The sequence below is a fragment of the Thermaurantiacus tibetensis genome, assembly GCF_015354055.1.
In the GTDB taxonomy this organism is placed as follows: Bacteria; Pseudomonadota; Alphaproteobacteria; order Sphingomonadales; family Sphingomonadaceae; genus Thermaurantiacus; species Thermaurantiacus tibetensis.
In genome coordinates this window covers 1-24852 of record NZ_JACHTM010000007.1, presented here as the reverse complement: position 1 = coordinate 24852, position 24852 = coordinate 1, and the positions used below count along the sequence as shown (strand labels likewise).

26 protein-coding genes are annotated in these 24852 nt (G+C 70.6%); all 26 read left to right on the top strand.

Translation table 11 applies throughout. The annotated features are described in order from the left end of the window. Window positions 1–11 precede the first annotated feature (11 nt). The 26 genes from H3H34_RS13030 (at window position 12) to H3H34_RS12905 (ending at window position 24669) form a co-directional block, all read left to right on the top strand. Window positions 12–3323 (top strand): hypothetical protein, encoded by a 3312-nt coding sequence (locus H3H34_RS13030; protein ID WP_194745737.1) that lies wholly within the window; start codon window positions 12–14, stop codon window positions 3321–3323. After that, window positions 3323–4327, top strand: coding sequence for a right-handed parallel beta-helix repeat-containing protein (locus tag H3H34_RS13025; RefSeq protein ID WP_194745736.1), 1005 nt, complete (start codon window positions 3323–3325; stop codon window positions 4325–4327). The genes H3H34_RS13030 and H3H34_RS13025 overlap by 1 nt, the downstream gene beginning before the upstream one ends. Continuing rightward, complete coding sequence (locus tag H3H34_RS13020) at window positions 4324–4647, top strand: DUF2730 family protein (RefSeq protein ID WP_194745735.1); 324 nt, start codon at window positions 4324–4326, stop codon at window positions 4645–4647. Before H3H34_RS13025 ends, H3H34_RS13020 begins: the two co-directional genes overlap by 4 nt. Beyond that, entirely contained in the window at window positions 4644–4931 is a 288-nt protein-coding gene (locus tag H3H34_RS13015; protein WP_194745734.1) for a VpaChn25_0724 family phage protein, read from the top strand. Before H3H34_RS13020 ends, H3H34_RS13015 begins: the two co-directional genes overlap by 4 nt. A 3-nt stretch (window positions 4932–4934) precedes the next feature. Further along, window positions 4935–5543 (top strand): phage protein Gp27 family protein, encoded by a 609-nt coding sequence (locus H3H34_RS13010; RefSeq protein ID WP_194745733.1) that lies wholly within the window; start codon window positions 4935–4937, stop codon window positions 5541–5543. After that, entirely contained in the window at window positions 5540–7036 is a 1497-nt protein-coding gene (locus H3H34_RS13005) for a phage terminase large subunit family protein (protein ID WP_194745732.1), read from the top strand. The genes H3H34_RS13010 and H3H34_RS13005 overlap by 4 nt, the downstream gene beginning before the upstream one ends. An 11-nt stretch (window positions 7037–7047) precedes the next feature. Continuing rightward, window positions 7048–8784, top strand: coding sequence for a DUF935 domain-containing protein (locus H3H34_RS13000; RefSeq protein WP_194745731.1), 1737 nt, complete (start codon window positions 7048–7050; stop codon window positions 8782–8784). Further along, the gene (locus tag H3H34_RS12995) at window positions 8768–10111 is read left to right on the top strand and encodes a phage minor head protein (protein ID WP_194745730.1); all 1344 of its coding nucleotides are present in this window, start codon (window positions 8768–8770) and stop codon (window positions 10109–10111) included. Before H3H34_RS13000 ends, H3H34_RS12995 begins: the two co-directional genes overlap by 17 nt. Window positions 10112–10466: 355 nt before the next feature. Then, the gene (locus H3H34_RS12990; protein WP_328832114.1) at window positions 10467–11474 is read left to right on the top strand and encodes a phage protease; all 1008 of its coding nucleotides are present in this window, start codon (window positions 10467–10469) and stop codon (window positions 11472–11474) included. 2 nt (window positions 11475–11476) lie between these two features. After that, the gene (locus H3H34_RS12985) at window positions 11477–11884 is read left to right on the top strand and encodes a hypothetical protein (RefSeq protein ID WP_194745728.1); all 408 of its coding nucleotides are present in this window, start codon (window positions 11477–11479) and stop codon (window positions 11882–11884) included. Between the two features lie 9 nt (window positions 11885–11893). Then, window positions 11894–12790, top strand: a complete 897-nt coding sequence (locus H3H34_RS12980) for a Mu-like prophage major head subunit gpT family protein (protein WP_194745727.1) — start codon at window positions 11894–11896, stop codon at window positions 12788–12790. Beyond that, window positions 12787–13053 (top strand): hypothetical protein, encoded by a 267-nt coding sequence (locus tag H3H34_RS12975; protein ID WP_194745726.1) that lies wholly within the window; start codon window positions 12787–12789, stop codon window positions 13051–13053. Before H3H34_RS12980 ends, H3H34_RS12975 begins: the two co-directional genes overlap by 4 nt. An 81-nt stretch (window positions 13054–13134) precedes the next feature. Beyond that, complete coding sequence (locus H3H34_RS12970; protein ID WP_194745725.1) at window positions 13135–13881, top strand: phage protein Gp36 family protein; 747 nt, start codon at window positions 13135–13137, stop codon at window positions 13879–13881. Further along, complete coding sequence (locus H3H34_RS12965) at window positions 13881–14360, top strand: phage virion morphogenesis protein (protein WP_194745724.1); 480 nt, start codon at window positions 13881–13883, stop codon at window positions 14358–14360. Before H3H34_RS12970 ends, H3H34_RS12965 begins: the two co-directional genes overlap by 1 nt. Further along, window positions 14357–14782: a phage tail terminator protein gene (locus H3H34_RS12960; RefSeq protein WP_194745723.1), complete on the top strand. Its 426-nt coding sequence runs from the start codon at window positions 14357–14359 to the stop codon at window positions 14780–14782. The genes H3H34_RS12965 and H3H34_RS12960 overlap by 4 nt, the downstream gene beginning before the upstream one ends. Before the next feature lie 10 nt (window positions 14783–14792). Further along, window positions 14793–14987, top strand: coding sequence for a hypothetical protein (locus H3H34_RS12955; protein ID WP_194745722.1), 195 nt, complete (start codon window positions 14793–14795; stop codon window positions 14985–14987). Beyond that, on the top strand, window positions 14974–15933 hold the full coding sequence (locus H3H34_RS12950; RefSeq protein ID WP_194745721.1) for a phage tail tube protein: 960 nt from the start codon (window positions 14974–14976) through the stop codon (window positions 15931–15933). Before H3H34_RS12955 ends, H3H34_RS12950 begins: the two co-directional genes overlap by 14 nt. A gap of 12 nt (window positions 15934–15945) precedes the next feature. Next, entirely contained in the window at window positions 15946–16377 is a 432-nt protein-coding gene (locus H3H34_RS12945) for a hypothetical protein (protein WP_194745720.1), read from the top strand. Further along, on the top strand, window positions 16374–16697 hold the full coding sequence (locus tag H3H34_RS14060) for a DUF1799 domain-containing protein (protein ID WP_194745719.1): 324 nt from the start codon (window positions 16374–16376) through the stop codon (window positions 16695–16697). Before H3H34_RS12945 ends, H3H34_RS14060 begins: the two co-directional genes overlap by 4 nt. Beyond that, window positions 16694–19171, top strand: a complete 2478-nt coding sequence (locus H3H34_RS12935) for a phage tail length tape measure family protein (RefSeq protein ID WP_194745718.1) — start codon at window positions 16694–16696, stop codon at window positions 19169–19171. Before H3H34_RS14060 ends, H3H34_RS12935 begins: the two co-directional genes overlap by 4 nt. 14 nt (window positions 19172–19185) lie before the next feature. After that, complete coding sequence (locus H3H34_RS12930) at window positions 19186–22182, top strand: hypothetical protein (protein ID WP_194745717.1); 2997 nt, start codon at window positions 19186–19188, stop codon at window positions 22180–22182. Next, a complete protein-coding gene (locus H3H34_RS12925) occupies window positions 22179–22589 on the top strand; it encodes a hypothetical protein (protein ID WP_194745716.1) in 411 nt (136 codons plus the stop codon). Before H3H34_RS12930 ends, H3H34_RS12925 begins: the two co-directional genes overlap by 4 nt. Before the next feature lie 10 nt (window positions 22590–22599). Then, a complete protein-coding gene (locus H3H34_RS12920; protein WP_194745715.1) occupies window positions 22600–23265 on the top strand; it encodes a glycoside hydrolase family 19 protein in 666 nt (221 codons plus the stop codon). Further along, window positions 23262–23486, top strand: a complete 225-nt coding sequence (locus H3H34_RS12915; protein WP_194745714.1) for a hypothetical protein — start codon at window positions 23262–23264, stop codon at window positions 23484–23486. Before H3H34_RS12920 ends, H3H34_RS12915 begins: the two co-directional genes overlap by 4 nt. Then, window positions 23483–23845: a hypothetical protein gene (locus H3H34_RS12910; protein ID WP_194745713.1), complete on the top strand. Its 363-nt coding sequence runs from the start codon at window positions 23483–23485 to the stop codon at window positions 23843–23845. The genes H3H34_RS12915 and H3H34_RS12910 overlap by 4 nt, the downstream gene beginning before the upstream one ends. After that, window positions 23842–24669, top strand: a complete 828-nt coding sequence (locus H3H34_RS12905) for a hypothetical protein (protein WP_194745712.1) — start codon at window positions 23842–23844, stop codon at window positions 24667–24669. The genes H3H34_RS12910 and H3H34_RS12905 overlap by 4 nt, the downstream gene beginning before the upstream one ends. Window positions 24670–24852: the final 183 nt, after the last annotated feature.

Genomic DNA, 24852 nt, shown 5'->3' with positions numbered 1-24852 from the left:
TCGTGCCTGCCGTGCCGGCGCTGACGGCGCCGCCGGTGCTCTCGGGGGCGCCGGTCGTCGGCGGCACGCTCAGCCTCTCGACCGGAAGCTGGACCGGATCTCCGACCGTGTTCGAGCGGCGCTATTTCCGCGACGGGCTCGTCATTCCCGGCGAGACGGGAACAACGCTGGCGCTGACGGCTGCGGACGTGGGTCGGCGGATTGAGGGCGAGGTGGTGGCGCGCAACGCCTCTGGTGCGGGGCTCGCGGCGCGCAGTGCGGCGGTGGGCCCGGTGGCGGCGCCACCGGTCCACACGTCTCCGCCGGCGATCGTGGGCGTGCCGCGGGTGGGGCTGACGGTCGGCGCGCGGCCCGGCGTGATCCTGGGCGTGCCGGAGCCAGCCGTCACCTACCAGTGGCGGCGGGGCGCGTCGGACATTCCCGGAGCGACGGCCGCGCTCTACACGCTGGCGCCGGCCGACCTCGGCGCGCTCGTCTCCTGCCGGCTGACCGCGACGAACAGCGCAGGCGCAAGCTCTGCTGACACCGCGCAGATCGGGCCGGTGACGGAAGGGGAGCCGGCACCTGCCGACCCGCCGGTGAATGTGGTGATGCCTGGAATCACCGGCACTCCGACGGTGGGCGAGACGCTGACCTGCTCGACGGGCACATGGACCGGCACGGCGCCGATTACCTACGCCTACCAGTGGCAGCGCGCGCCAGCGGCTAGCGGCCCGTGGAGCAATATCACCGGTGCGACGGCGAGCAGCTACACGCTGGTTGCAGCGGATGATGGGCAGCATATTCGCGTGCGCGTGACGGCCAGCAATGTCGCGGGCAGCGCGGATGCGTTTGCGGCGAGCGTGGGGCCTGTCACCGCAATCGAGCCTCTTGCTTCGCCGCGCTCGCTTGCCTTCTCTGACCGCAATGGTGCTTTTGGTCAGCGGCATTGGCTGAACGCGCCTGCTTTTGCAAATCTCTACCGCTCCGGCACAAGTCGTGCGGACGGCGTGCTTGGAATCACGGTGTGGCAGTTGCAGCAGGGTCTGCGTAATATGGACTCATTCAACGCCACTACTGACCGCCGGACTACCCAATGCACATATATTGCCAACAGCACTAGCGACGGAAACTCGTCGGTTTACATTGGCTATTATGGTGCTGCGCACAGCAATACTGCCCGCCGTTCGCGCTTTTACGTGAGGATGTCGGCTCCCGGTCCCTCAACCGTTGAGGCATTGAGTGAGGAGTGGACCGTTGAGGAGCCTGTTCGCGTGCTCGCAGTTATGAGCGGTACGCAGTTTCGTGTGGATTTGATTCGTCTGGACGGGACTTTGATTTCTGGCACTCCTGTTGATGCGAGCAGCTTTAACGGAATTGCATCTCCTGCTGCGTGCCGAATTGGAACAGATACCCGTGCAGGGAACTCTGTGTTCTCGTCGGCAAAATCCGCGTGGGTGTCTGACCTTTTCTATGCCCGCAGAGCGCCAACCGCGTCTGATGTCAGTGCTCTGGCGGCTGGCGAAGCGCCTGACGCTGTATTTGGCAGTGACCTCGACTGCCATTGGCGGCTGTGGGGGCCGACCGACCTTGCGCAGACGGCAGGCGCAGTGTCTCGTGGAGCTTTGACGCTTGGCACGGATGGGCCGCTTGATGTTGAGCCGGGGCCTTCGATTTGGTGGAATGGTGGCCCACGCCGTATCTTCGCTCGTGTTCACCAGCCAGGATATGTGGCAGGATTTGCTGCCAATGGTCCGTATCAGGCCGATATTCCAGTGTATATCCGGAACGGCGGCGGCGGGGCCACGCATGTAGAGGCGCGTGCATGTGTGTGGCAGGATGGCGCTACGACGTGGCGTCCATGGGTGCGCGTGACGTCCACGCCTCTTGCGGACGGCGCGGAAGTGCTCGTGGACCTGCCGGGAGTCAGCTTTTCGGATTGGCTGACGATTGAAGTGCGCCGTGAGGACGACCCGACAGTCAAGGCGTGCACCGAACGGTGTGGCGTCGGACCAAAGGTCGTGATCGCCGAGGGGCCAAGCACAGTCCAAATACCAGTCGGCACCATTCCAGCGAACACAAATCCAATCTGGAACTCTCTGCGCGTGCACGATGGGCTGGTCAGCGCTGCTGTGGTCATGGCAAGGCTCGACTATCCTGGCAATACTGTGCACGCCATCCTTAATGACTGCGGGCAGTTCGGCAGCGGGATGCACGGGTTTGGGTGGTGGTGGCGGCAACTGTGTGCCAATCTTGGTGTGCGCCGTGTGTGCCATGTCATGAACTGGGCCATTCCCGGAGCGGCTCGCTTCAGGTGGTATAATGATGATGTGCTTTCCGGCTCTTATCGATACACGGGAGATTTGACTACGCCGGGGACCGGTTGCGTTACAGATGTCCTGTTGAAATCCTGCGCAAGGAATGGTGCCCGCGACATTACTGCTGTCTTTCTGCAGCCCGGACCGCAAGACCTGCCTGTAGCGTCGCAGCTACAGGTGCGCTACAATGCGTGGCTACTGGGGTCTGACCGGACTGGTGACGGGAATGGTGGTTCTGGCCCGCCCCCAAGGCATTATGGACAGTTTAATTTAAGCCATCCGCTTACTGCGCTGTTCATCATGACTCCAAGATATCTTGGAGGTGTTTCCGAAAATGTTTCGGAAGCCGGGCAGGCGGCAGTAGCAACGCTGTTCAGTGGCTGGCGGAATAACCTTGCCACATATTACAATGCCGCTACCTTCCCAAAGATGTGGGCGACATTCTCCAATGACCTGGCTTTTGAAGAGCAGGGCAACCCGGACAAGGTGCATCATGCCGCTGTGATGCTGGAGGGAGCGCCGAGATTCTTTGGACGAATGGCTTATGACGTGGCAAAGATTTCCGGGATGCTGCCGAGTTATAATCCTCGTGTGATGCCTCCAGCGACTTTTGCCATTAACGCTGCGCGCGACACGATTACGGTCACGTGGACGCCTGCGAATGGCGGCACATTCGTGACCGGCAATGGGGGGCCGACTGTCGGCGGGATGGAGATTTCGACTGATGGCGGGTCTACATGGTCGATGATTGACGGCACCCTGTCGGGTTCGACCGTGACCTACACGGGCGACTGGTCGGCGGTAAGTGATGCAAATCTTCGGCTGCGCTGGCTGCGCGGTCGCTGGCCTGCTGTAGTGGCGGCGAGCACCAGCAACGCTGACCAGCTCGCAGCCATCATTGCCGAAAATGCGCTGCTGCCGAACGCGCTGTATGAGACCATTCCTGCTGCTGCGAGCGCGCCTGCGTGGATTGGGCCGGGCGTGCCGACATTCCGCAGCGAAGCAGACATGACGCCAGCGCCGTGATGCTCGCCCTCGCCATCGCTGCCACCTGCGCCGCCCTCCCTGCTGTTGTGCGCGATGCGCCTGCGGGTGAGACGGTGGTGCTGACGACAGACTGTCCGGCTGACCGGGAGCTGCTGATTGCGCGGCGGGCGGAGCCGCTGACGATCGACGCGACCGGGCGGTTTCTGCCGGGCGGTCTCAGGCTTTTCCGAGTCTCTGGGCTTGTGTGGCGGGGGGGCACGATCGAGGCGCTGGGAGGCGCGCAGGCCGCCGGCCGGGCCGGCTATGGTGTCACGCTCGAAGAGAGCAGCGCCGTGACGCTCGACGGTGTGGAGGTCCGCAACGCGCGCACCGGGGTGGTCACGATCCGCCCTGGCCCTGGGCTGCACCGGATCGCGAACAGCCGGCTGCACCGGCTCGGCTCGGATGGCATCAACTTCCCCGGCGTCGTGGCCGGCGAGATCGTCGGCAATGACATTCGCGGCTTCGAGGCCGTGCGCTCGACCTGCTGGAAAGGTGGCGTGCAGGTCGGTTCGTCGCCCATTGGGCGCGCAGCCTGCGAGGCGATGGGCGGGACGTGGCGCGACGGGGCGCATCCGGACGCGGTCCAGATCTGGGGCAATGCGCGCGACATCCTGATCGAGGCGAACCACATTTCCGCCCCGGCACCGCAGGCCGCGCAGGGCATCACCACCTTCGGCTCGGCAGAGGACCGCTACGCGCGCATCCGCGTGATCGGCAACCGCATCGAGACCGACGACGCCAACGCAATCGCAATCGGGAACTGCACTGGCTGCGAGGTGCGCGGGAATGTCCTTGCCGGCCCGACGCGGCCTGACGAGCCCTACATTCGGCTCTTCGGAGAGACCGCCGGTCTCGTCGCCTGCGGAAACCGGACCACGAGCCGCCACCCGCTGAAGCAGGCGGGAACGGAGGCCTGCCCGCCCGAGCCGACGGCGGATGGGGTGGTGGTTCGGGTGATCGCGCCGGCGGGTGTCAAGGTCGTCGTGGAGTCGCCGGAATGACCCTCGATCCTCTCGTGATGCAGCTCGTCTCGATGGCCTGCGCCGTCGTCGCGTGCGGCTGTGCCGTCTACGTGGCCTGGCGGGCCGGCCAGTGGCGACGGGCCGACCAGGCGATCGCCGATGCCAGGGCGGTGACGGCGCGGGTGGCGGACCACGAGCAGCGGCTGGTGCTGGTGGAAGCCAAGCTGGCCGACCTGCCGACCGCGCGTGACATCGAGCAGCTGCGCTCCGACCTGCGGGCGCTCGGCCGGGAGATCAGCAAGGCGGAGCGCGGGATCGAGCGGATCGAGGGATTTCTCATGGGCGGGCGCGCGACATGAGCTACCGCCAGCACGTGGCCGAGCATCTGCGCCGCCTGATCCTGGCAGTGATGGCCGAGGCGCCCGCGTATCGCTCCAACGCCGCCCTCCTCAAGGAGGCGGCCGTCCACCTGGGCATTCCGGCGGGCCGCGAGCTGGTGCGTGCCGAGCTCGCCTGGCTGGCGGACATGGGCCTTGTGACGCTCACCGGCGAGGAGGTGGCGGAGCTGACCGCGCGCGGGCTCGATGTGGCGCAGGGCCTGTCGCACCTGCCGGGGATCGCCCGCCCCGATCCCAGGGGCTGAGCGATGGGCAGGCGCCGCCGCGCCGTCAAATCCTCGGTGGAGCGGCTGCCGCCCGAGCTCCGCGAGGAGATTGCGCGCCTCAGGCTCGGCCAGGGCCGCACGCTCGACGAGATCCTCGCGCACCTGAAGGCGCTGGGCGAGAGCGGGGTCTCGCGCTCGGCGCTCGGCCGGCACGTGAAGCAGCTGGAAGACGAGGTGCGCGAGCGCACCGCGATCGAGATGGCGAAGATGGCTCCGGCCATGCAGTTCGCGAACGCCATGTCCTCGGCGATGGTGGAGGCGTTCGGCGAGCTCGCCGCACCGGACAAGCTCGATGCGACCAGCCAGATCCTCCAGTCGATCCTGTTCCGGATGGCCTTGGCCGGCATGCGCGACGACCCCGAAGGCGCAGCACTTCAGCCCAAGGACATCTTCGTGATGGCGCGCGGCCTCCAGACACTCGAGCAGGCGAAGCGGACCGCCGAGGAGCGGGCAGCGAAGGCCGCCGAACGGGCGGCGCGCGCGGCGCGCGAGGAGGCCGCGGCAAGCGCTGCGACGAGTGCCAGGGCGGCGGGGCTGTCGGCGGCGACGGTGGAGCAGATCCGCCTGGCCGTGCTGGGGGAGGGCTCGTGACCGAGCGACAGGCAGAGCGGGCGGAGGAACGGGCGGGCACCGAGGCGCTGCTCAAGCGGCTGCCGAAGGGCGACCTGCTGCTGCCCTACCAGGCGGCGATCACCTCGCGGCTGTTTGCCGGTGTGCCGCTCCTCGTCATCGAAAAGAGCCGGCGCATCGGCCTCACCTGGGGGCTTGCCGCCTATGCCGTGCTGCGGGCGGCGGCGCAGCCCTCGGCGGGCGGCACGACAGCATGGTACATGGGCTACGATCTCGAGATGGCGCGCGAGTTCATCGAGGTCAGCGCCATGTGGGCGCGCGCGTTCGGGATCGCGGCTGAGGATGCCGGCGAGGAGCTGCTCCACGACGGCGATCAGGCGGTGGGCGCCTTCCGCATCCGCTTTGCGAGCGGGTTCAAGATCGTGGCGCTGCCTTCCGTCCCGCGGGCGCTCCGCGGCAAGCAGGGCCTCGTCATCGTGGACGAGGCGGCCTTCCACAAGGATCTGCCCGAGGTGCTCAAGGCCGCGCTGGCGCTCCTCATGTGGGGCGGGCAGGTGGTGGTGGTCTCGACGCACGATGGTGTCGACAACCCCTTCAACCTGCTCCTGGACGAGATCCGTTCCGGCCGTCGGAAGGGCGAGACCGCCACCATCACCTTTGCCGACGCGCTCGCCGGCGGCCTCTACGAACGGGTGGCGCAGGTGGCGGCGGCGCGGGGGCGGCCGCTCGAGCTCGACCGGGCGGAGTGGGTGGCCGACATCCGCGCGACCTACGGCGAGGACGCAGAGGAGGAGCTGGACTGCGTGCCGCGCGCTGGCTCCGGCAGCCTGATCCGGCCGGATGACCTGGTAGCGTGCGAGCATGCCGAGGCGGGCCGGCCCGATCTTTACCGCGGCGGCCTCTGCTACGGCGGGTGGGACGTGGCACGCCGGCGGGACGGGCAGATCCAGTGGCTGTTCGAGCTGATTGGCGACGTGCTCTGGCTGCGCGACCGCATCGAGACGGTCGGCGCCACCTTCCAGGAGCAGTCGGACCGGCTCGCCTGGCTGTTCCGCCACCGCCGGGTGCTGAAGTTCGGGATCGACCAGACGGGGATGGGCGAAAAGGTGGTGGAGGACGAGCGCCGGGTGCACGGCGCGCGCGTCGAGGGGTTCCTGCTGACTGGCCCGACGCGCCTCGACCTCGGGCTGTCGCTCGCGGCGCGGTTCGAGCGCGGCCTCATCCGCATTCCCGCTGACCCGGTGATCCGCACCGACCTCCGGGCGATCAAGCGCGCGAGCGCCGCCGGGGGCGGCGTGCGGCTCGTCAACGAAGAGAGCGTGCACGCTGACCGCTTCTGGGCCGCGGCGATGGCAAGCCGCCTCGCCGACGATCCGCCGGCGGTCTACGCCTACCGCGGGGTGGGCCGGGCGCGCCACGCCCCGCCGGGCGCTGCCGCCTTCCTGCGCCCAGACCACGCGGACGACCGCCCGGTGCGCGCTCGTGCAGCGCGCCGTGCCGTCAGCCCCTGGTGAGGAGATGAGACATGGCTGAGGGTGCGCAAAGGCGCGGATGGGGCCAGCGGATCCTCGCCGCTGCGCGCCAGCTGGCCGGGCTTCCACCTGCCGACGAAGCGCTGCTCGGGCAGCCCATCTCGCGCGCTTCGGTCAGGGCGAACCGCTCGATCCTGACCGGCTACCCGGCTGACGGTCTGACGCCCGAGCGGCTGGCGGCGCTGCTGCGCGGCGCCGACGCAGGCGACGCGCTCGCCTACCTCGAGCTCGCCGAGCAGATGGAGGAGCGCGACCTCCACTATCTCTCGGTGCTGGGCACGAGAAAGCGGCAGGTGGCCCAGCTGCCGGTGACGGTGGAGGCAGCCTCCGACTCGGTCGAGCACATCGCCCACGCCGACCTGGTGCGCGAGTGGCTGTCCCGCGACAGCCTCGAGGCCGAGATGTTCGACATCCTCGACGCCATCGGCAAGGGCTATTCCGTGACCGAGATCGTCTGGGAGACGAGCGCGCGGCGCTGGCTCCCGGCCCGCCTCGAGTGGCGCGACCCGCGCTGGTTCGAGTGGGACCGCGAGGACGGGCAGACGCTCTATCTCGTGGGCGGCCCAGGCGACGCCGGCGGCAGCGCCGTGCGCACGAAGCTGCCGCCGTTCAAGTTCATCGTGCATCACCATCCGGCGAAGTCGGGCCTGCCGATCCGGTCCGGGCTGGCGCGGCCGGTGGCCTGGGCGTGGCTGATGAAGGCCTATGGTCTCAAGGACTGGGCCGCCTTTGCCGAGGTGTACGGCTTCCCCTTCCGGGTGGGCAGGTATGACGCCGGCGCCAGCGAGGACGACATCGACCGGCTGCTCGAGGCGGTGACCTCGATCGGCGTCGACGCAGCCTGTGTCATCCCTTCCTCGATGCAGATCGACTTCGTGGACGGCAAGGCCGCCGGCAGCGCCGACCTCTACGAGCGGCTGTGCCAGTATCTCGACCGGCAGATCTCGAAGGCGGTGCTGGGCCAGACCGCGACGACCGACGCCGACACCGGCGGCCTCGGCTCCGGCGCCGAGCATGGCGAGGTGCGGCGCGACATCGAACGCGCCGATGCCAAGCTGCTCGCTGCCACGCTCCAGCGCGACCTCGTGGTGCCGATGATCGCGCTCAACTTCGGGCCGCAGCGGGCCTACCCGCGCCTCAGGATTGGCCGGGCCGAGGAGGAGGACACGGCCGCACTGGTGGAGGCGCTGGCGAAGCTGGTGCCGCTTGGCCTCGAGGTGGGCGCGTCGACGGTGCGCGACCGGCTGGGCCTGCCCGATCCGGAGCCCGGCGAGCGCCTGCTCGGGACGGCCGAAAATCGCCCCGTAGAGCGCGATTCCGGTGTGCCCGGTGTCATGACACCCGGAAGCCGCGCACCCCACCTCTTAGGGGGTTCTTATGCGCGTTATTTGCCATCCCATGCGTGGGAGGACCTTACGAGCGCCATTGCCGCGTCCAACGCCTTCCCGGAGGCTCCTGCCGACGTGCTGGGGGAGCTGTCCGACGCGGTCGTGGCAGCCTCTTGGAAGCAGGCCATGGCACCGCTTGCACAGGCCATTCTGACTGCGCTTGGCGAGGCCCGCACCGCCGACGAGGCACGCGAGGCCCTCCTCACGGTGGTCTCCCGGCTGGACATCGAGCCGCTGCGGGAGGCACTGGCCCGTGCCGCCTTCGCGGCGCGGATTGCCGGCGAGGCGCTTGTGCTTCCTGGCCTCGCCGTTGACCAGGACGACGATGGCCGGACCGATTGAGCCTGCGCGATCGGCGCCGGAGATCTTGCAGGCGTTCAGTCTGCCGCCCGATCAGGCCATCCGCTTCTTTCAGTCGAAGGGCTATCGCACCTCCGTGCGCTGGGCCGAGATCTGGCAGGAAGAGCATGCGCGCGCGTTCACGGTGGCGAAACTCGCCCGGCTGGATCTGCTGGAGGCGGTGCGCGCCTCCCTCGATGAGGCAATCCGCGAAGGCACGACCTACGAGGACTGGCTGGCGGATATCGTGCCCAGGCTCAAGCGCGCCGGCTGGTGGGACGAGGTGCGCGACAAGACGCTGACTGGAACCGAGGGGCCAGTCAGCGTGGGGCCTCGCAGACTGCGCACGATTTTCCGCACGAACATGCGCACCGCGGCTGCGGCGGGGCAGTGGGAGCGGATCCAGCGCGGCAAGGAGACCATGCCATACCTCGAGTATGATGCCATCCTGGACACGCGGACGCGCCCGGCGCACCGGGCGATGCACGGGATCGTGCTGCCGGTCGATCACCCCTTCTGGCGCATCTACCTGCCTCCCAACGGGTGGAACTGCCGGTGCGGCGTGACCCAGCGCTCGGCCGAATCGCTGAAGCGGCGGGGCCTCGCCGTCACTCCCGACGACCGGCTGCCGCAGCTGCCGCCGCGGCTATTCTGGCGGCCCGGCGCGTCTTCGCCCGAGGTGGTGCCAGGCGGCGTCGACCCGGGGTGGGGCTATAACGTGGGCGAGGCCTACTGGCGTGCGCTCACGACGCCGCCGGCTGACGGTCCACCGCCGGTCCCGCTGCTGGCGGCCCGGAGGCCGGACGGGCCGCGACAACCGCTACCGGCACCACGCGCAGTCGCGGAGGACCTGCTTCTCGACGACGCTGACGACGCGCAGGCCATCGATGCGTTTGTCGCGGCCCTCGAGAGCGCAGGGCGGCGCGTCGGCGACGTGCTGATTGTCCATGATCCGCTGGGCGAGCCGGTGGTCGTCTCGGATGACTTTTTCCGCCGGCGGGGGCCGGGAGAGCCGCTGAAACTGGACTCCACGCGCCGCCGCCACGTGCGCCTGATGGCCGAGACGATCCTGAGGCCAGACGAGATCTGGTGGGCGTGGGAACAGGTGGCCTCGACGCCTGGCGGCCCGGCGGATCGGTGGCGGCTGACTCGGCGCTATGTCGCCCGCTTCCGCGTCTCCGGCCGCGAGGTGCCGGTGCTCGTGGTGATGGAAGTCTCACGCCACGGCTGGCGAGGCGTGACGGCGTTTCCGCCGACGTCCATGAGCTACCTCGACAGGATGCAGGCGCGCGGCGGCGTGCTGGCCTGGCGCCGGCCCGCTGACGGCTGAGAGGGCGACACACAGAAAGGGGCGCCGGATGCCCGGCGCCCCTTCGGCGTTGCTCCTCTTCAGATCCACCACCGCCAGGAATCAGCAGAGCGGGAGCCACCCAGACGGTGATCCCCCATCATCCTGATCGTCGTCCCTGTCAAGATAGGGGCGCGACGCGATTGGCCAAAAACAGAAGGGCACCGGTCAACCGGTGCCCTTTACGTTTCTGCCGCCCTTGGTTCCGCCACCGCCAGGCTATAGACGGCTCGGGGCGCCCCCCGTGCGGTGAACACCACGTGCCTTAAGCCCTACGCCCGTGTCAACGGGCAACCGCCGGACCTGTGTCCGGCAAGGGCCGTGACCCCTCTCGCGTATGGCAGCGGCTATGCCCCACGCTGTGATCCTAGCCTGTGCGGCCGCCCCGCTGCAACCAGTGCTGGCTGGCGGCGAGCCAGTCACCAGGGTGCAGCTGCTGCCCATGGGCACCATCGCCCTCAGAGACGGGCGCGGGCCTTTTCACCTGCGCGACCTGGACCACGCGAGGCGCGTCATCGAGGAGACGCGCCGCCGGGCGGGGCGGACCGACATTCCGGTTGATTACGACCACCAGTCGGTGTTCGGGGCGGTCAAGGGCGTGGGCGGCCAGGCCCCTGCTGCCGGCTGGATCAGGCCCGACAGCCTTGAGGCCGACGCGCGCGGCATCTGGGCGGAGGTGGAATGGACGGCGGCCGCGCGCGAGGCGCTTGCCGACCGGCGCTGGCGCTATCTCTCGCCCCTGTTCCGCTACGACGAGAAGACCGGCGAGGTCGTCTCGATCGAGAATGCAGGCCTCACCAATTCCCCGGCGATCGAGGAGCTGATGGCGGTCGCCGCCAACGAGGAGAGACGCATGGACACGAGCGCGATCGCGCTCGCGCTCGGCCTGGCCGAGGACGCGGGCGTGGACGAGATCCTGGCAGCCATCGCTGCCATGAAGGAGCAGATGGCAGGCGCGCAGGAAGCCGCCGTCTCGGCCGCGGTGGCCGCCGCGACCGCCGAGCGCGACGGCCAGCTTGCCGCGGCCCGCGCCGAAGTGGCCGATCTCGCCAGCCGGCTCGCCACGTTCCAGGAGGAGGCGGCCAGCCGACTCGTCGACGACGCCATCGCTGCCGGAAAGCTGACGCCGGCGCAGCGCGCCTTCTGGCTCGCCCAGGCGAAGAGCAAGCCGGAGGAGACCGCCGCCTATCTTGCCACGGCGCCGGTCATCCTTGCCCCCGGCCGGTCGGACCTCGTGCCGGCCTCCGCCACGCCGGGCAGCGCGCCCCTCACCGATGACGAGCTGGCCGTGGCCCGCGCCTTCGGCCTCAACCCTGCCGCCTTCGCCGCTGCCAAGGGAGCCTGACCATGCCGCTGACGGAAGACCGCAACACGCCGCGCCGCGAGGGGGTCGAGCTCTCGATCCCGATGGCAGCGAACACCACCATCTTCGGCGGGGCGCTCGTGATGCTGAACGCCTCGGGGCTTGCCACCCGGGGTGCAGTGGCCACCGGCCAGCGGGCCGTGGGCGTCGCGCTCGAGCGCAAGACGAACGGCGCCGTTGCCGGGGCCGAGCGCATCCGCGTGGCGCCCGGCATCTACCGGTTCCGGAACGGCACGGGCGCCGACGAGATCGTCCAGGCGGATGTCGGCGCGCCATGCTTCATCCTCGATGACGACCAGGTGGCGAAGACCAACGGCGGCGGCACGCGCTCGGCGGCCGGCACCGTGATCGCGGTCGAGCCCGCGGGCGTCTGGGTCCGCATCGGCTTCTAGGAGGCATCCATGATCGTCAATTCCGCGAACCTTCAGACGCTCTTCACGGGCTTCAAGGCGAGCTTCCAGGAGGGCCTGGAGGCGGCCGCCGACGAGAGCTATCTGCGCTTTACCGAGGTGATCCCCTCGCAGACCTCGACCGAGGAATATGGCTGGCTCGGCGAGCTCCCCTCGGTGCGCGAGTGGGTGGGCGACCGGCACATCCACCGGATGAAGCAGAACGCCTACCGGCTGACGAACCGCGACTACGAGCACACCGTGGCGGTCGACCGGAATTTGATCGAGGACGACCGCTACGGCGTCTACGGGCCGCGGTTCCGCATCATGGGCCGCACGGTCGCCAAGAAGGCGCCGGCCGACTGCTACGAGGCGCTGAAGCAGGGGTTCTCGACCCCCTGCTACGACGGGCAGTTCTTCTTCGACACCGACCACCCGGTCCTCGACGCCAACGGCAACCCGCTCCTGGTATCGAACGTGCAGGCGGGCTCGGGCGAGCCCTGGTTCCTCCTGGCGACGAACGGCCCGGTGCTGCCCGTCATCCTGCAGACGCGCAAGGCCTTCGACTTCACACGCCTGGATGCGCCCGTCGACGAACCCGTCTTCATGCGCCGCGAATATCTCTACGGCAGCCACGGCCGGCACGTCGTGGGCTACGGCTTCTGGCAGACGGCCTTCGGGTCCCGCGCGCCGCTCACGCCCACCAATTACCAGGCGGCCCGCCAGGCGATCGCGAGCATGAAGGGCGACTATGGCCGGCCGCTCGGGCTCACTGCCAACCTGCTCGTGTGCGGGCCGGCGAACGAGGGCGCGGCGCGGAAGATCCTGCTCTCCGAGCTGGGTGCCGGGGGCGAGACGAACGAGTGGCGCGGCACCGCCGAGCTGCTCGTCTCCTCGTGGCTGGCATGACGGAGCGGGGCCTCGGGCGCGCTGCCCGTGCGACGGCGAAGGCGGCAGCCGGCGCCGCGGCAGAGGTGGCGGCAGCCGTGCTCGCCGAGCGCATCGTCACCATTCTTGCCAGGGCCTCGCGCTGGCGCGGCGGCATGCCGTGGGTGGCCGGCCAGCAGCGCACGCTGCCGCTGGCGGATCTTTCGCCTGCGCAGCTCGCCGCCTTCGAGGCGGACCCGGATTTCGCGGTGATCCCGGAGCAGGGGCCGCAGATGACGCAATGACTCCCCGGGGACAGGGCCGCACGGTGATCCGCAAGGTAAGGCAGGCGGCCGGGCCGGGGCAGAGCTGAGGAGGTGCTGGCGATGCCGGCGACGGTCACGCCTGTCATCAAGCAGCCTGCCGAGCGGAAGATCCAGCGCTTCGCGTTCGGGATGCCGGCCGGCGTGCCGCTCGTCTCGCTGGTGTCGAGCAGCGTCACCGCGGCCGGCCGCGTGCCGGAAGTGCTGCCGCTGGTGATCGAGAGCAGCTCGGTCAGCACGACCGAGGCGGAGCTGCTGCTGTCCGGAGGCACGGCGGGCGAGCTCTATGCAGTGGACGTGCTGGTCGAGGACGCGGCCGGGCACCGCTACGAGAGCGAGGCCGAGATCCTCGTCCTCGACCTCGCCTTCCGCGCGGCGGGCGCGTCGGCGGCGCAGTATCTCACCATCGAGGATTTCGTCGCGCGGACCGGCATCGACGAGGCGGTGCGGCTGACTGACGAGGCCGGTGCCGGCGCGATCGACGCCCGGCGCCTCGATGCAGCGCTTCTCGACGCCGAGGCGGAAGTGAACAGCTATCTCGCCGTGCGCTACGCGGTGCCGCTGGCCCCGCCTGCGCCGCCGCCGGTGCCGGCGCTCGTCTTCGACCTGGCGCTCGCCCGGCTCTATCGCGGCGAGCTTCCGGATGGCGTCGCCCAGAAGCGTGATGCCGCGCGCGCGATCCTCAAGGATCTCGCGGCCGGCAAGGCCGTGCTGGCCGGCGCCGCGGCGCCTTCTGCCGCGTCTCCGGCGCCCGTGGTGGTCAGGCCCGCGGAGCGCGTGTTCGGGCGCCTGCGCCTGCGGAGCTACTGATGGAGATCCGTTTCACCATCGAGGGCGCCGAGCTGACGGCGGCGATCGACCGGGCGCTCCGGTCGGCGGTGGACTTCACGCCGGCAATGGAGGCGATCGCGGGCGTCATGGAAGAGGCCGTGCGCGACCGGTTTGCCGACGGCCAGGCGCCCTCCGGCGCGCCCTGGTTACCGAGCCGGCGCGCGCGCGAGGAAGGCGGCCGGACGCTGGTCGACACCCGCAGGCTTCTCGAATCGATCACCCAGCGCGCGACGGCGACCAGCGCGGAAGTCGGCACCAACATCATCTACGCCGCCATCCACCAGTTCGGGGGCACCATCCGGCCGCGCCGCGGCCGCGCGCTGAAGACGCCCGCCGGCCCGCGCCGGGCAGTCAGCATGCCGGCCAGGCCGTTCCTCGGCTTCGGCGCAGTGGAGCGGCAGGAGATCCCGCAGATCCTCGCCCGCCACATCGCCCGGGCGCTCGGAGGCCAGACATGAGCACGGTCGAGGCCGTGATCGCGCTCCTGCGCGAAGGTCCGTTCAAGCGGGTAGATGGCGCGCTGGCGCTCGCCCAGCTCGCGACCGAGCCGACGGTCGCACTGCCGGCCGCCTTCGTGCTGGAGGAGGGCTCAACCACCCAGGATGCCGCGCAGGGCAGCCAGATCTTCGAACAGGTCGAGACCGCGACCATCGCCGTTGTCGTGGTGGTGGGTGGCGACGCCGCGCGCCGAGGCGCAGCCGAGCGCGCGCTCGAGGACCTGGCCGAGGCCGTGGTCTCGCGACTGTTTGCCGCCGCGATCCCTGGCCTCGAACGGCCGCTTGCCTACCAGGGCGGGCAGCTGCTCGGGCTCGACGGCGGCCGGGTGACGCGGATCCTGCGCTTCCGCGCAGTCAGGCGGCTGCGCCTGATCGTCTCGTGAGGAGCGGATGATGGAGCGCCAAGACATGCCCGAATGGTTCGACCCCGAGGTTCACGTGGTGACCGGCACGGGTGTGCACCGGCGTCGCGATATGGCGCTCCTGGGGGCGGACGGGCTGCCGCAGTCGGGCCCGCTTCGCGCGGCCGAGGCCGCGCGGCTGAAGGGGCGCCGCGCCACGAAGGAGGACCAGGATGTCCGTGCTTGATACCACCGTTCTGCTGGCCAAGGCCGAGGCGACCTACGGCGCCTGGGCGAACCCTGTCGGCACGGCAGACGCGATGCTCGTGTTCAACCACGAGGTGACGCCGATGGAGTCGGAGGAGGTGCGGCGGCAGGTCGAGCGCGGTTTCCCCGGCGTCAACCCGTCGCTCTACACCGCGATCCGCCAGCGCCACAGCTTCTCGACCGAGCTCGCGGGCTCGGGCACGGGCAATGTGCCGGCCTTCTGGGCCACCCTGCTGCGCGGCTGCCTGGTCGCAGCGCCGCAGGTGCTGACCGGCCCGGCGCGCGTGGCCTACCCGCTCGACAGCTCCCAGGGCGGCTCGCTCTCGATCGCCGCCTTCAAGGGGGCGAACGCGCGCCACCGCAGCCGCGGGGCGCGCGGCACCGCCACCTTCGTCTTCGAGGAAAGGAGCTATCCCCGGATCGACTGGGAGTTCACCGGCGTCATCGAGGGGAGCTCGCCCATGGACGCGGGCACGCCCGGCACCGTCACGCTCCCCACTGTCCCGGTGCCGCAGGAAGTGTCGCTGCTCAACACCGTGATCCAGCTTGGCGGCTTCACGCTCGGCGTGCGCCGTCTTTCGATCAGCCTCGGCAACAAGGTGGAGTATTTCTCGACCACCGGGACCCGCGCCGTCGTCTTCGGGAAGGACGAGACCGGCGACCGGCGGGCTGTCACCGGCGAGGCGGTGTTCGAGCTGCCGGACCCGGCGGCGCGCAACTTCTTCGCCGACATCCTGCCGCGCACGGAGCTTTCGTTCAGCCTGGTCCACGGGCTCACCGCCGGCAACATCGTCGAGATCAGCTCGGCGCGCGCCGTGCTGGGGCGGGCGACCTATTCGGTCGAGCAGAACCGCCTCTTCATGAACGCGCCCATCGACTTCGTGCCGAGCGCCGCCGGCAACGAGCTCACGATCGTGACCCGCTAGGGGAGGCGGCGGATGTTCCGGCTGGTCAAGACCGTGGTGGCCCCCTGGCCGGTGCGGGTGCCGGTGGTGGGGGAGGACGGCGAGGTCCGCGAGGAGGTGGCGAGGCTCCGCTTCGAGCGCGTGGGGCAGGCGGAGTTCGAGCGGCTGTTCGCGCCGGTGGAGGGAGAGGAGGCCGCTCGCGCCCAGCTGCGCGCGCTCTTCGACCGCGTGGTGCGGGGCTGGGAGGATGTGGTGGACGAGGCTGGCGCCCCGGTCTCCTTCTCGGCCGAGGCGGCAGAGCGTCTGCTCGACTTCCCCGGCTTTGCGCCGGCGTTCGTCCGCGCCTTCTGCGCTTTTCACGCGGCCCAGCCCGAGGTGCGGGAAAAAAACTCCGCGCCGTCGCCCGCTGGTGGGCAGGCGGCGGCCGGACCGACCGCCGCCACCCCGGCTTTGCCGCCAGCGTGAGGCAGGCGCTTGTGGACGCGAGCGCGGACGAGGCCACCATCGCTCGGGAGCTCGCGAAGCTGCCTGAGGCGGAAGCCGCGCCACTCGAGCTGGACGAGGCCGACGAAGGGCTTTCGGCCTGCCTGTTCCTTGCGCTCGGCACCCAGTGGCGCACGGCGGGCCAGACCGGCATCCTCGCCGGCCTCGACTACCAGGCCATCCGGCCCACCGCCGATCTGCTTGGGATTCCGCTCGACCGCCAGCGCTTCCTTGATCTCCGCGACATGGAAGCCGAGGCGCTGAAGACCGTGGCCACCCACCTGCGTGGCAGCGTGCGATGACCGGCCAGCTCGACGTCCGCGCCCGGGTCGAGGTGGATGCGTCGCGCGCGGTCAGCCCGCTCAGGCTCACCAGGGACGAGCTGAAGCGCACCACGGAGGCGATGCGCGAGAGCGCCACCACGGCGACTGCTGCCAGCCGGCAGACGGTGGCTGCGCTCGAGCGGCAGGGTCAGGCCGCAGCGGCGGCGGCGCGGCAGCTGACTTCGGCCGCCGGGAGCACGCGGGCGGCCTACCAGCAGCTGGGCTTCCAGATCTCCGACGTGGCGGCTCAGGCTTCCGCCGGCGTCAGGCCGCTCCAGATCTTCGCCCAGCAGGGCGGGCAGGTGGCCTTTGCCCTGTCCCAGTTCGGCGGCGGTCTGGGCCGCGTGGGCGCCTTCCTCGCCGGCCCGTGGGGCGCGGCGCTGCTGGCTGGCGGGCTGGCGCTCTCCGCCTTCCTCGAACGGACGCGCACTGCGGAGGACGGAGTCAATGCGCTGTCCGCCGCGCTCGACCGGCTCGCCGAGCGCAAGCTCTCGGCCGGGCAGCAGCGCGCCGAGGACATCGGCCTGGTCCAGATCGAGCTCGCGCGGCTCGAGGGCCGCGCCGCGGCGCTCCAGACCCGCGCCGAAGGGCCAGCGACTGGTGGCCGGCGGGGGGTGCAGGCCCGGATCCTCGCCCGTCAGGAGCTGGCGGCCGTCGAGACCGAGATCGCGGGCCTCCAGGCCGTGCTGCGCGTGCAGGAGCAGGTGGCCGCCGCGGTAGACCGCGCGAAGCGCGCGCAGGAGGCGGGGGCGGCCGCCGCCCGCGCAGCAGGAGCGGCCGCGCAGGAAGCAGCCCGGCGGGCAGCCACTGCTGCGCGCGAGGCTGCGCGCGCCGAGGCCGAGCGGGTGCGCCAGTATGAGGCGCTCGCGCGCGCTGCGCGCGAGGCAGGGGCCGCGCTCCAGCGCGTGATCCCCTCGAGCCTCATCGAGGCCTTCGAGATCGGCCAGCGGCGCCAGCGCGGCTTCACCTTCGCTGACGATCCGCTGCGCGAGGCGGTGGGCGGAATCGAGGCGCGCAGGTCGGCCGCCGACCGGCTGGAAGAGGCGCGCCAGCTTGGCGCGCAGCAGGCGCGCGAGGCCAGCCGCGAGATGCTTCGCCAGGCCGGCGCCATCGGCGCCGCGATCGGCGGGCGCGCCGGGCGCACGCTGTCGCAGCTGGCCGGGCTTGCCGAAGGTGTCGCCACCGGGGATTTCTCGGGCGCGGGGCGCGCCGGCGGCATCATCGGCCTCATCGGGAATGCCGGCTCGATCATCAAGGGTGTGTCAGGGATCTTCAAGGCGGCTGGCGCAGCGCTCAAGGGGCTGGCCTCGGGTGCGACGTCGCTCGGTGCCGCGGCCGGGCCCATCGGCGCGGCGGTCGCGTCGGCCGTTTCGATCGGGAAGGTCGTCGCCTCGCTCTTCAAGCCCTCGCAGCGGGGCAAGGTGACGCTGACGGGCGCGGGCGGGGATGTGGTGGTCGGCCCGACTGGCGGGAACAGCGCCGACCGCCGCGCTGCGGCCGAAGACATCGCCGGCGCCTTTGCGCAGTCGCTCGCACGAATCGCCGAGCAGCTCGGCGCCTCGATCGGCCAGTTCGCCGTGACGGTGGGGGTCAGGAACGACCGCTTCACCGTGGACCCCTCGGGACGGAACCTGACCAGGGGCGCGGGCGTCATGAGCTTCGGCTCGGCCGACCAGGCGCTCGCGGCCGCGCTGGCCGATGCGCTGCGCGACGGCGCCATCACGGGTGTCTCCACCGCCGTCCAGGCGGCGCTCAGGCGCTACGCCTCGGACGTGAACCGGGCGCTCGCCGAGGCGCTCAAGGTGCAGGAGCTCGAGCAGCTGCTCGCAGCGCGCGACAACCCCTTCCTGCAGCCCTTCCGCGATTTCGAGCGGCAGGCGCGCGAGCGCCTCAAGGTGGCACGCGACTATGGCTTCGATCTCGTCGAGATCGAGCGGCTGAACGGCGAGGAACGCAAGCGCCTTGTCGAGCAGACGCTGGCCCAGACCGTGCGCTCGGCCCGCGACCTCCTGAACGAGCTGCGCTTCGGCAGCCGTGCCGAGGGCTCGCCGCTCGACCGGCTGCGCGCGGCAGGAGCGGAACGCGAGCGGCTGCAGCGCCTCTTCGACGCCGGTGACTTGAGCGTCGCCGATGCGCTCGCGCGGATCATCGAACAGCAGCTCGACGTGGCGCGCGAGGCCTTCGGCACCGCCGGCGGGTTCGCCGGCATCCGTGGCGAGGCGATCTCCACGCTGGAGCGCATTGTGCAGCAGACCGAGCGGCGCATCGCGGAGGCCAGCCTGGAGGCGCAGCGGCAGACGGTGGAGAAACTCGCCGAAGCGAACGCCAGCCTCGACGACCAGGTGGCTCTCTCGCAGGCCATGCTTGCCGAGCTGCAGCGGATCGGCGCGGTCGGCCCTGGCGGCGTTGGCGGCTTCGACCTGGCGGGGCTCTTCCAGCGGGTGCCGGTGTGAGCCTGGTCACGCTCGTGGAGCTGCGACCCCGGCGGCCCGCGGATGGCGGCGAGGAGGTGCTGCGCTTCTGCCACAACGCGCGCGAGCGCGCCGATTTCCTCGGCCAGCAGTGGCGGCCCGGCGTCGTCGCCCTGCCGGAGACGGAAACCGACCTCGGGTTCGACGGCCGCAACTTCGGCCAGGGCGCGGTGCCGCAGGTGGGCCGGCTGCGGCTGGCACACGAAGGGCGCAACTGGCCGGCACTGGTGTGGAAGAACGCGGCCGGTACGCTGCGCACCGCGCCGCTGCCAGACCGCGGCGACCCGGCGGATGCTGCCTTCGGGCCGCCGCAGCCCTTCCGGGTGGAGGCGATCGAGGTGGAGCGCGGCGAGGCCGTGCTCACCTTGATCGACTCGGGGCGGGAGCTGACCCGCCCGGTGATCAACCGTCTGTTTGGTACCACGGGCGTGCCGCTTCTCGACGGCGCCGACACGATCGACCTGCGCGGCCGCCCGGTGCCGGTAGGTCAGGGTCGGCTGCTTTCGGTGCCGGGCTATCTCGTGGACCGCGCCAACAACATCTGGCTGTTTCTCGGGAACCCGGCCACGAGCCAGCAGGGCTTCTACGATGGCGGCCAGCCCTACGCGAACGGCGTGGCGCGCGTCTCGCTCGCGGCACTCCAGGCGAACACACCGGCCGACGGCACGGTTGACTGGTGCCTGGACGCGGCCGGGCTGGTGCTCGCGCGTCCGTGGACGCGGCCCAACTACCCCTTCACGGCCGATCTTTCGACGGCCACGGTGCGGGCGGCAGACATCGCAGCACTCCTGGTCTCGGCCCGCACGTCGCTCGCGTTTGCGCCGGGGACGGTTGCGGCATTCAACGCGCTCTACCCCGCCGAGTGCGGGCTCTACGTGGACGACGAGCGGACGGTCGCCACCGCGCTCGACCAGCTGGTTGCCGGCCTCGGCGGCTACTGGCGGCTCACTTCTCTGGGTCAGATCGCACTTGGCCGGCTGGCCCATGCGGCCCCGGTGCTGACGCTTTCGGAGGCGGATCTTGTCTCGATCGAGCGGCGCGGCACCGTGATGCCGACGCGACGGCGCGCGGTCGGGTGGGCGCGCAACAACCGCGTGCATGGCGAGGGCGAGATTGCGGCCGCAGTGCTGGCCGGCATGGACGGCACCAGCGTGGCCGAGCTCCTGATCTGGCGCCGCAGCGCGACACCGCCGGGTACGCCATCGGGCGGCAGCTTCGACTTCGGCACCGGCGTGCTGACGCCGCCGACGGGCTGGTCCGCCTCGATCCCGGCGACAGACGGCAACCCGGCCTATGCTTCGCGAGGGCAGGCGAGCATCAGCGGTCCAACGGGGGTCGCGACGCCCAGCTGGGCCGCGCCGACCCGCGCGATCGAGGACGGCGCGCCTGGCGCCACCGGCCCGCAGGGCCCGCAGGGGCCGCAGGGCGTGCCCGGCCAGCACGGCACTTCGGTTGCGGAAGTGAACGTCTACCGGCGGGCGTCGAGCCAGCCGGCGACGCCTTCCGGCGGAAGCTTCGACTTCTCGACCGCGACGCTGACGGCACCCTCGGGCTGGTCGGTCTCGATCCCGAGCGGGTCCGACCCGGTGTGGGTCTCGCGTGGCGTGGCGGTCACCAACACGCCGGGCGGCAGCGATGTGCCTGACTGGAGCACACCTGCCCGCGCCTTCGAGGACGGCTCGGCGGTGGACGCGATCTTCCGGCGGGCGACCTCGCAGCCGGCAACGCCCTCGCCGTCGAGCGGCGTGCCTTCCGGCTGGTACTCGTCGATCGCCGACGTGCCTTCGGGCGCCGGCACCATCTGGACCTCCTTCGGCACCCGCGCCTCGCCGGCGCTCGACTGGGTGTGGGAAACGCCGGTCAGGATCGAGGGCATCGACGGCGCCACCGGCCCGCAGGGCCCGCAGGGGCCGCAGGGCGTGCCCGGCCAGCACGGCACTTCGGTTGCGGAAGTGAACGTCTACCGGCGGGCGTCGAGCCAGCCGGCGACGCCTTCCGGCGGAAGCTTCGACTTCTCGACCGCGACGCTGACGGCACCCTCGGGCTGGTCGGTCTCGATCCCGAGCGGGTCCGACCCGGTGTGGGTCTCGCGTGGCGTGGCGGTCACCAACACGCCGGGCGGCAGCGATGTGCCTGACTGGAGCACACCTGCCCGCGCCTTCGAGGACGGCTCGGCGGTGGACGCGATCTTCCGGCGGGCGACCTCGCAGCCGGCAACGCCCTCGCCGTCGAGCGGCGTGCCTTCCGGCTGGTACTCGTCGATCGCCGACGTGCCTTCGGGCGCCGGCACCATCTGGACCTCCTTCGGCACCCGCGCCTCGCCGGCGCTCGACTGGGTGTGGGAAACGCCGGTCAGGATCGAGGGCATCGACGGCGCCACCGGCCCGCAGGGCCCGCAGGGGCCGCAGGGCCCGACCGGGCCGACTGGAGCAACGGGGGTCTCCACGCGGATCATCTTCCGGCGGTCCGGCACGCAGCCCTCAACCCCCTCGCCGTCGAGCGGCGTGCCGTCGGGCTGGTACGGCACCACAGGTGACGTGCCGTCGAGCGCGGACCCGATGTGGGCATCGACCGGCGAGCGGCCATCAGGCGGGTCTGACTACAGCTGGGGCGTGCCGGTCAGGCACGAGGCCATTACCGCCGCCAATACCGGTGACTGGCGTTACCTCACCGAGAGCGTCTCGGGCGAGATGACCTTCACGCTCCAGCCGGGGGAAAGCCGCATCGCGCGCGGGATGGGGCTCTATCCCTCTCCCGTCTCGCCCGGCTCGGTCCGGGTGCAGATCGAGTATGGCGAAGTTGGTGGAGGTTGGACGACCTCGAACGGGGCGAGTGCCCCCTTCAACGTGGGCGAGCCCGGCACCCCGTTGCATAGCGTGACGATCACCAATTCCACTGGGGCACAGCGGCCCTACCGCGTGCGCGGCACGCTCATCATCGAGAGCGGGGACCCCGGCACCCGCGATGCCAATGTCTCGGTACTGGCGGTATGAGGTGGCTGGTCTATAGCCTTGACACCGGCGAGGAGCTCAGGCGCACGGATGCGCCGCAGCCAGACCTCGCCGAGGGCGAGGCGGCTGCCGAGATCCCCGCCTCGGCCGAAGGCGGCGACCCGCTGACCGAGTGGCAGCCTGCGTCGCGTACCTTCATGGACGTGCCGCGGCTCGACGCCGATGGCATCTATGGGCTGTTCACGGCGGAAGAGCGGGCGGCGATCCTGACCTGCGGCGTGCCGCAGGTCATCGGGCTGGTGCTCGCGCTCCGGTTCATGCGCCGGCCCATCCGCGCGAGCGATCCGCTTCACGTGCAGGGGGTGGCGCTGCTGCAAGGCCTCGGGCTCATCACGGCCGAGCGTGCGGCGCAGATCCTGGCCTTTCAGCCCCCGGTCGACGCCGACTGAGGGGCCGATGATGAGCCTGAAGCGCACCATTCAGAGCCGCCTTCAGGTGCCTGTCGACGGCGCCTTCGGGCCCGTCACCTGGGCGGCGATCTTCCGGCACATGGGCGCCGGCGCCCTGGCGGAACCACTGGCGGCTGCCGCTCACTACCTCGGCCCCGCCGGGATCGACGCCAACCCGCTCCGGCTGACCGAGTTCCTGGGCGAAATGGCGCATGAGAGCCAGGGCTTCACCCGGCTCGCCGAGAGCCTCATCTACACAAGTGCGGCACGGATCAGGGCCGTGTGGCCCACCCGCTTCCCGACGGAAGCTTCCGCGCGCCCGTTCGTGCGCGCCCCCGAGCGGCTCGCCAACCACGTCTACGGCAGGAGGCTGGGGAACGTGCACCCTGGCGATGGCTGGCGCTTCCGTGGGCGCGGCATCATCCAGCTGACGGGCCGCGCGAACTATGCCGAAGCCGGCCGCGCGCTCGGCCTGCCGCTCGAGGACGAGCCCGACCTCGTGGCAGAGCCCGAGGTGGCGGTTCGGGTGGCGGCGTGGTTCTGGACGCGGCACAAGCTGAACCCGCTCGCCGACTGGGGGATGAGCGAGGCGATCACGCGGCGGATCAACGGCGGCCTTGCCGGGCTCGACGACCGGCTCGCGCGCAAGGCCCGCTTCCGGAGGCTCTGGGCATGACCTCGCTTCACCGGCTCGCCCTCCTCGGCACCGATCTCCTGATTGCCGGCGGGATGGCCGGCACGGTGTGGCTGCTGTTCGAAGCGCCGCAGGCCGCCGCGAGCCTCTCGCCCATCGTCATGTTGCTCGCGACACACCGGTCGCAGATCGTGCGCCACCTCTACCCCGCGCCCGAGTATGAGGCCGATCCTGCGCACCAGAAGAAGGAGCGCGAACCGTGAGCGCACCCGTTGCCCGTGCCGAGTTCCTGAAGACAGCCGAGCGTTTCGCGATTGCCGAGAACGTCACCATCGGCACCCGCTGGGGCGAGGACGCGCTGGATACGCGCCAGTCGTCATGTCTCCGCTTCGATACGGACGCGGCGGCCGAGGCCGCACGGCAGCTCGCGCAGCTCGACGAGGTCCGCGCGCGCGACGCGGTGGTGATCGCCGGCGTCCACCTCGATCTCGAGGGATCGACGGTGAGAGTGCCCTACAACGGCCGGCTGGGGCTGACGGGCGCGCGCGACCTGCTCGTCGTGCGCGCGCGAGTCGACCGCAACCGCGGGCTGACCGAGATCGAGGGAGAGGTGCTGCTGTGAGCTTCCTTCTCCAGCCGCGCCAGTTCCTCGCCTTTACCGACCCGCCGCCGGCCGACGCCGGATTTCCGGTGACGAACCTCGCCGACCCGCAGCCCAAGATCGTATGGCGGCGGTCCTTCGATGGCCCATGGGCCGCGCGGATCACGGTCGACATGGGTGGCGACATCGGTCTCGACACGTTTGCGCTGCTCTACCACGCGGGCGCACCGGCGCTGACGTGGCGGATCTGGTCGCGAACAGCAGCCCAGGGGAACTTCGGCCCAGGCGTGGCCGGCGAGGCCGATGCAACGCCAATCCTGTCGCCGCTGGTGCCGGCATCGCTTCCCTCGACCATCGGCGCGACCCGGCTGCACGCGCTGCACGTGGCGCCGTCGCCCGTGACGGCGCGCTACGTCCGCATCGTGCTGCAGGACCTCACTGCCGGTCCGCAGGTTTTCTCGGCCGGTGTGCTCGCGATCGGAGGCAGGATCCAGCCCATGAACGCCGGAACCGGCCCCGGTGCAGACTGGGGAACGGGCCGCCGCGTGGTCGATCTTTCCGAGGTACAGACGCTGGATGGCGGCGAGCGGGCGACGTGGCGCCGGGCGTGCGTGCCCGAGGTGAGGTGGCGGTGGTCGCTCCTGTCCGACGCCGAGCTCCGCCAGCTGTGGGCGCTGCAGATGAACCGGGGGGAAGGGCAGCCGCTGCTCTACGTCGAGGATGCGGCAGCCACCACTGGCCTGCAGGAGCGCATCCACTACGGCACGCTGACGGGGCTCGATTTCTACGAGCGCCGCCAGGCAGACAAGAGCTCCTGGGAGTTCCGCCTGCGGCACTGGCTTTAGGCGCTGCTCAGGAGCGCCTCACGAGCGCCTGAGGGCGCTGTCAACCTTGTCCCACGACACCCCGTGCAGGGCCGAAATTTTTTCTCAAACCTCCTGTCCCATTTTCTCAAACCTCCTGTCCCGCTACACTGGTGGACCGCAACGGCGGGGAGGCAGGGCCGCTGGGGCAGGCGCTCGCCGAAT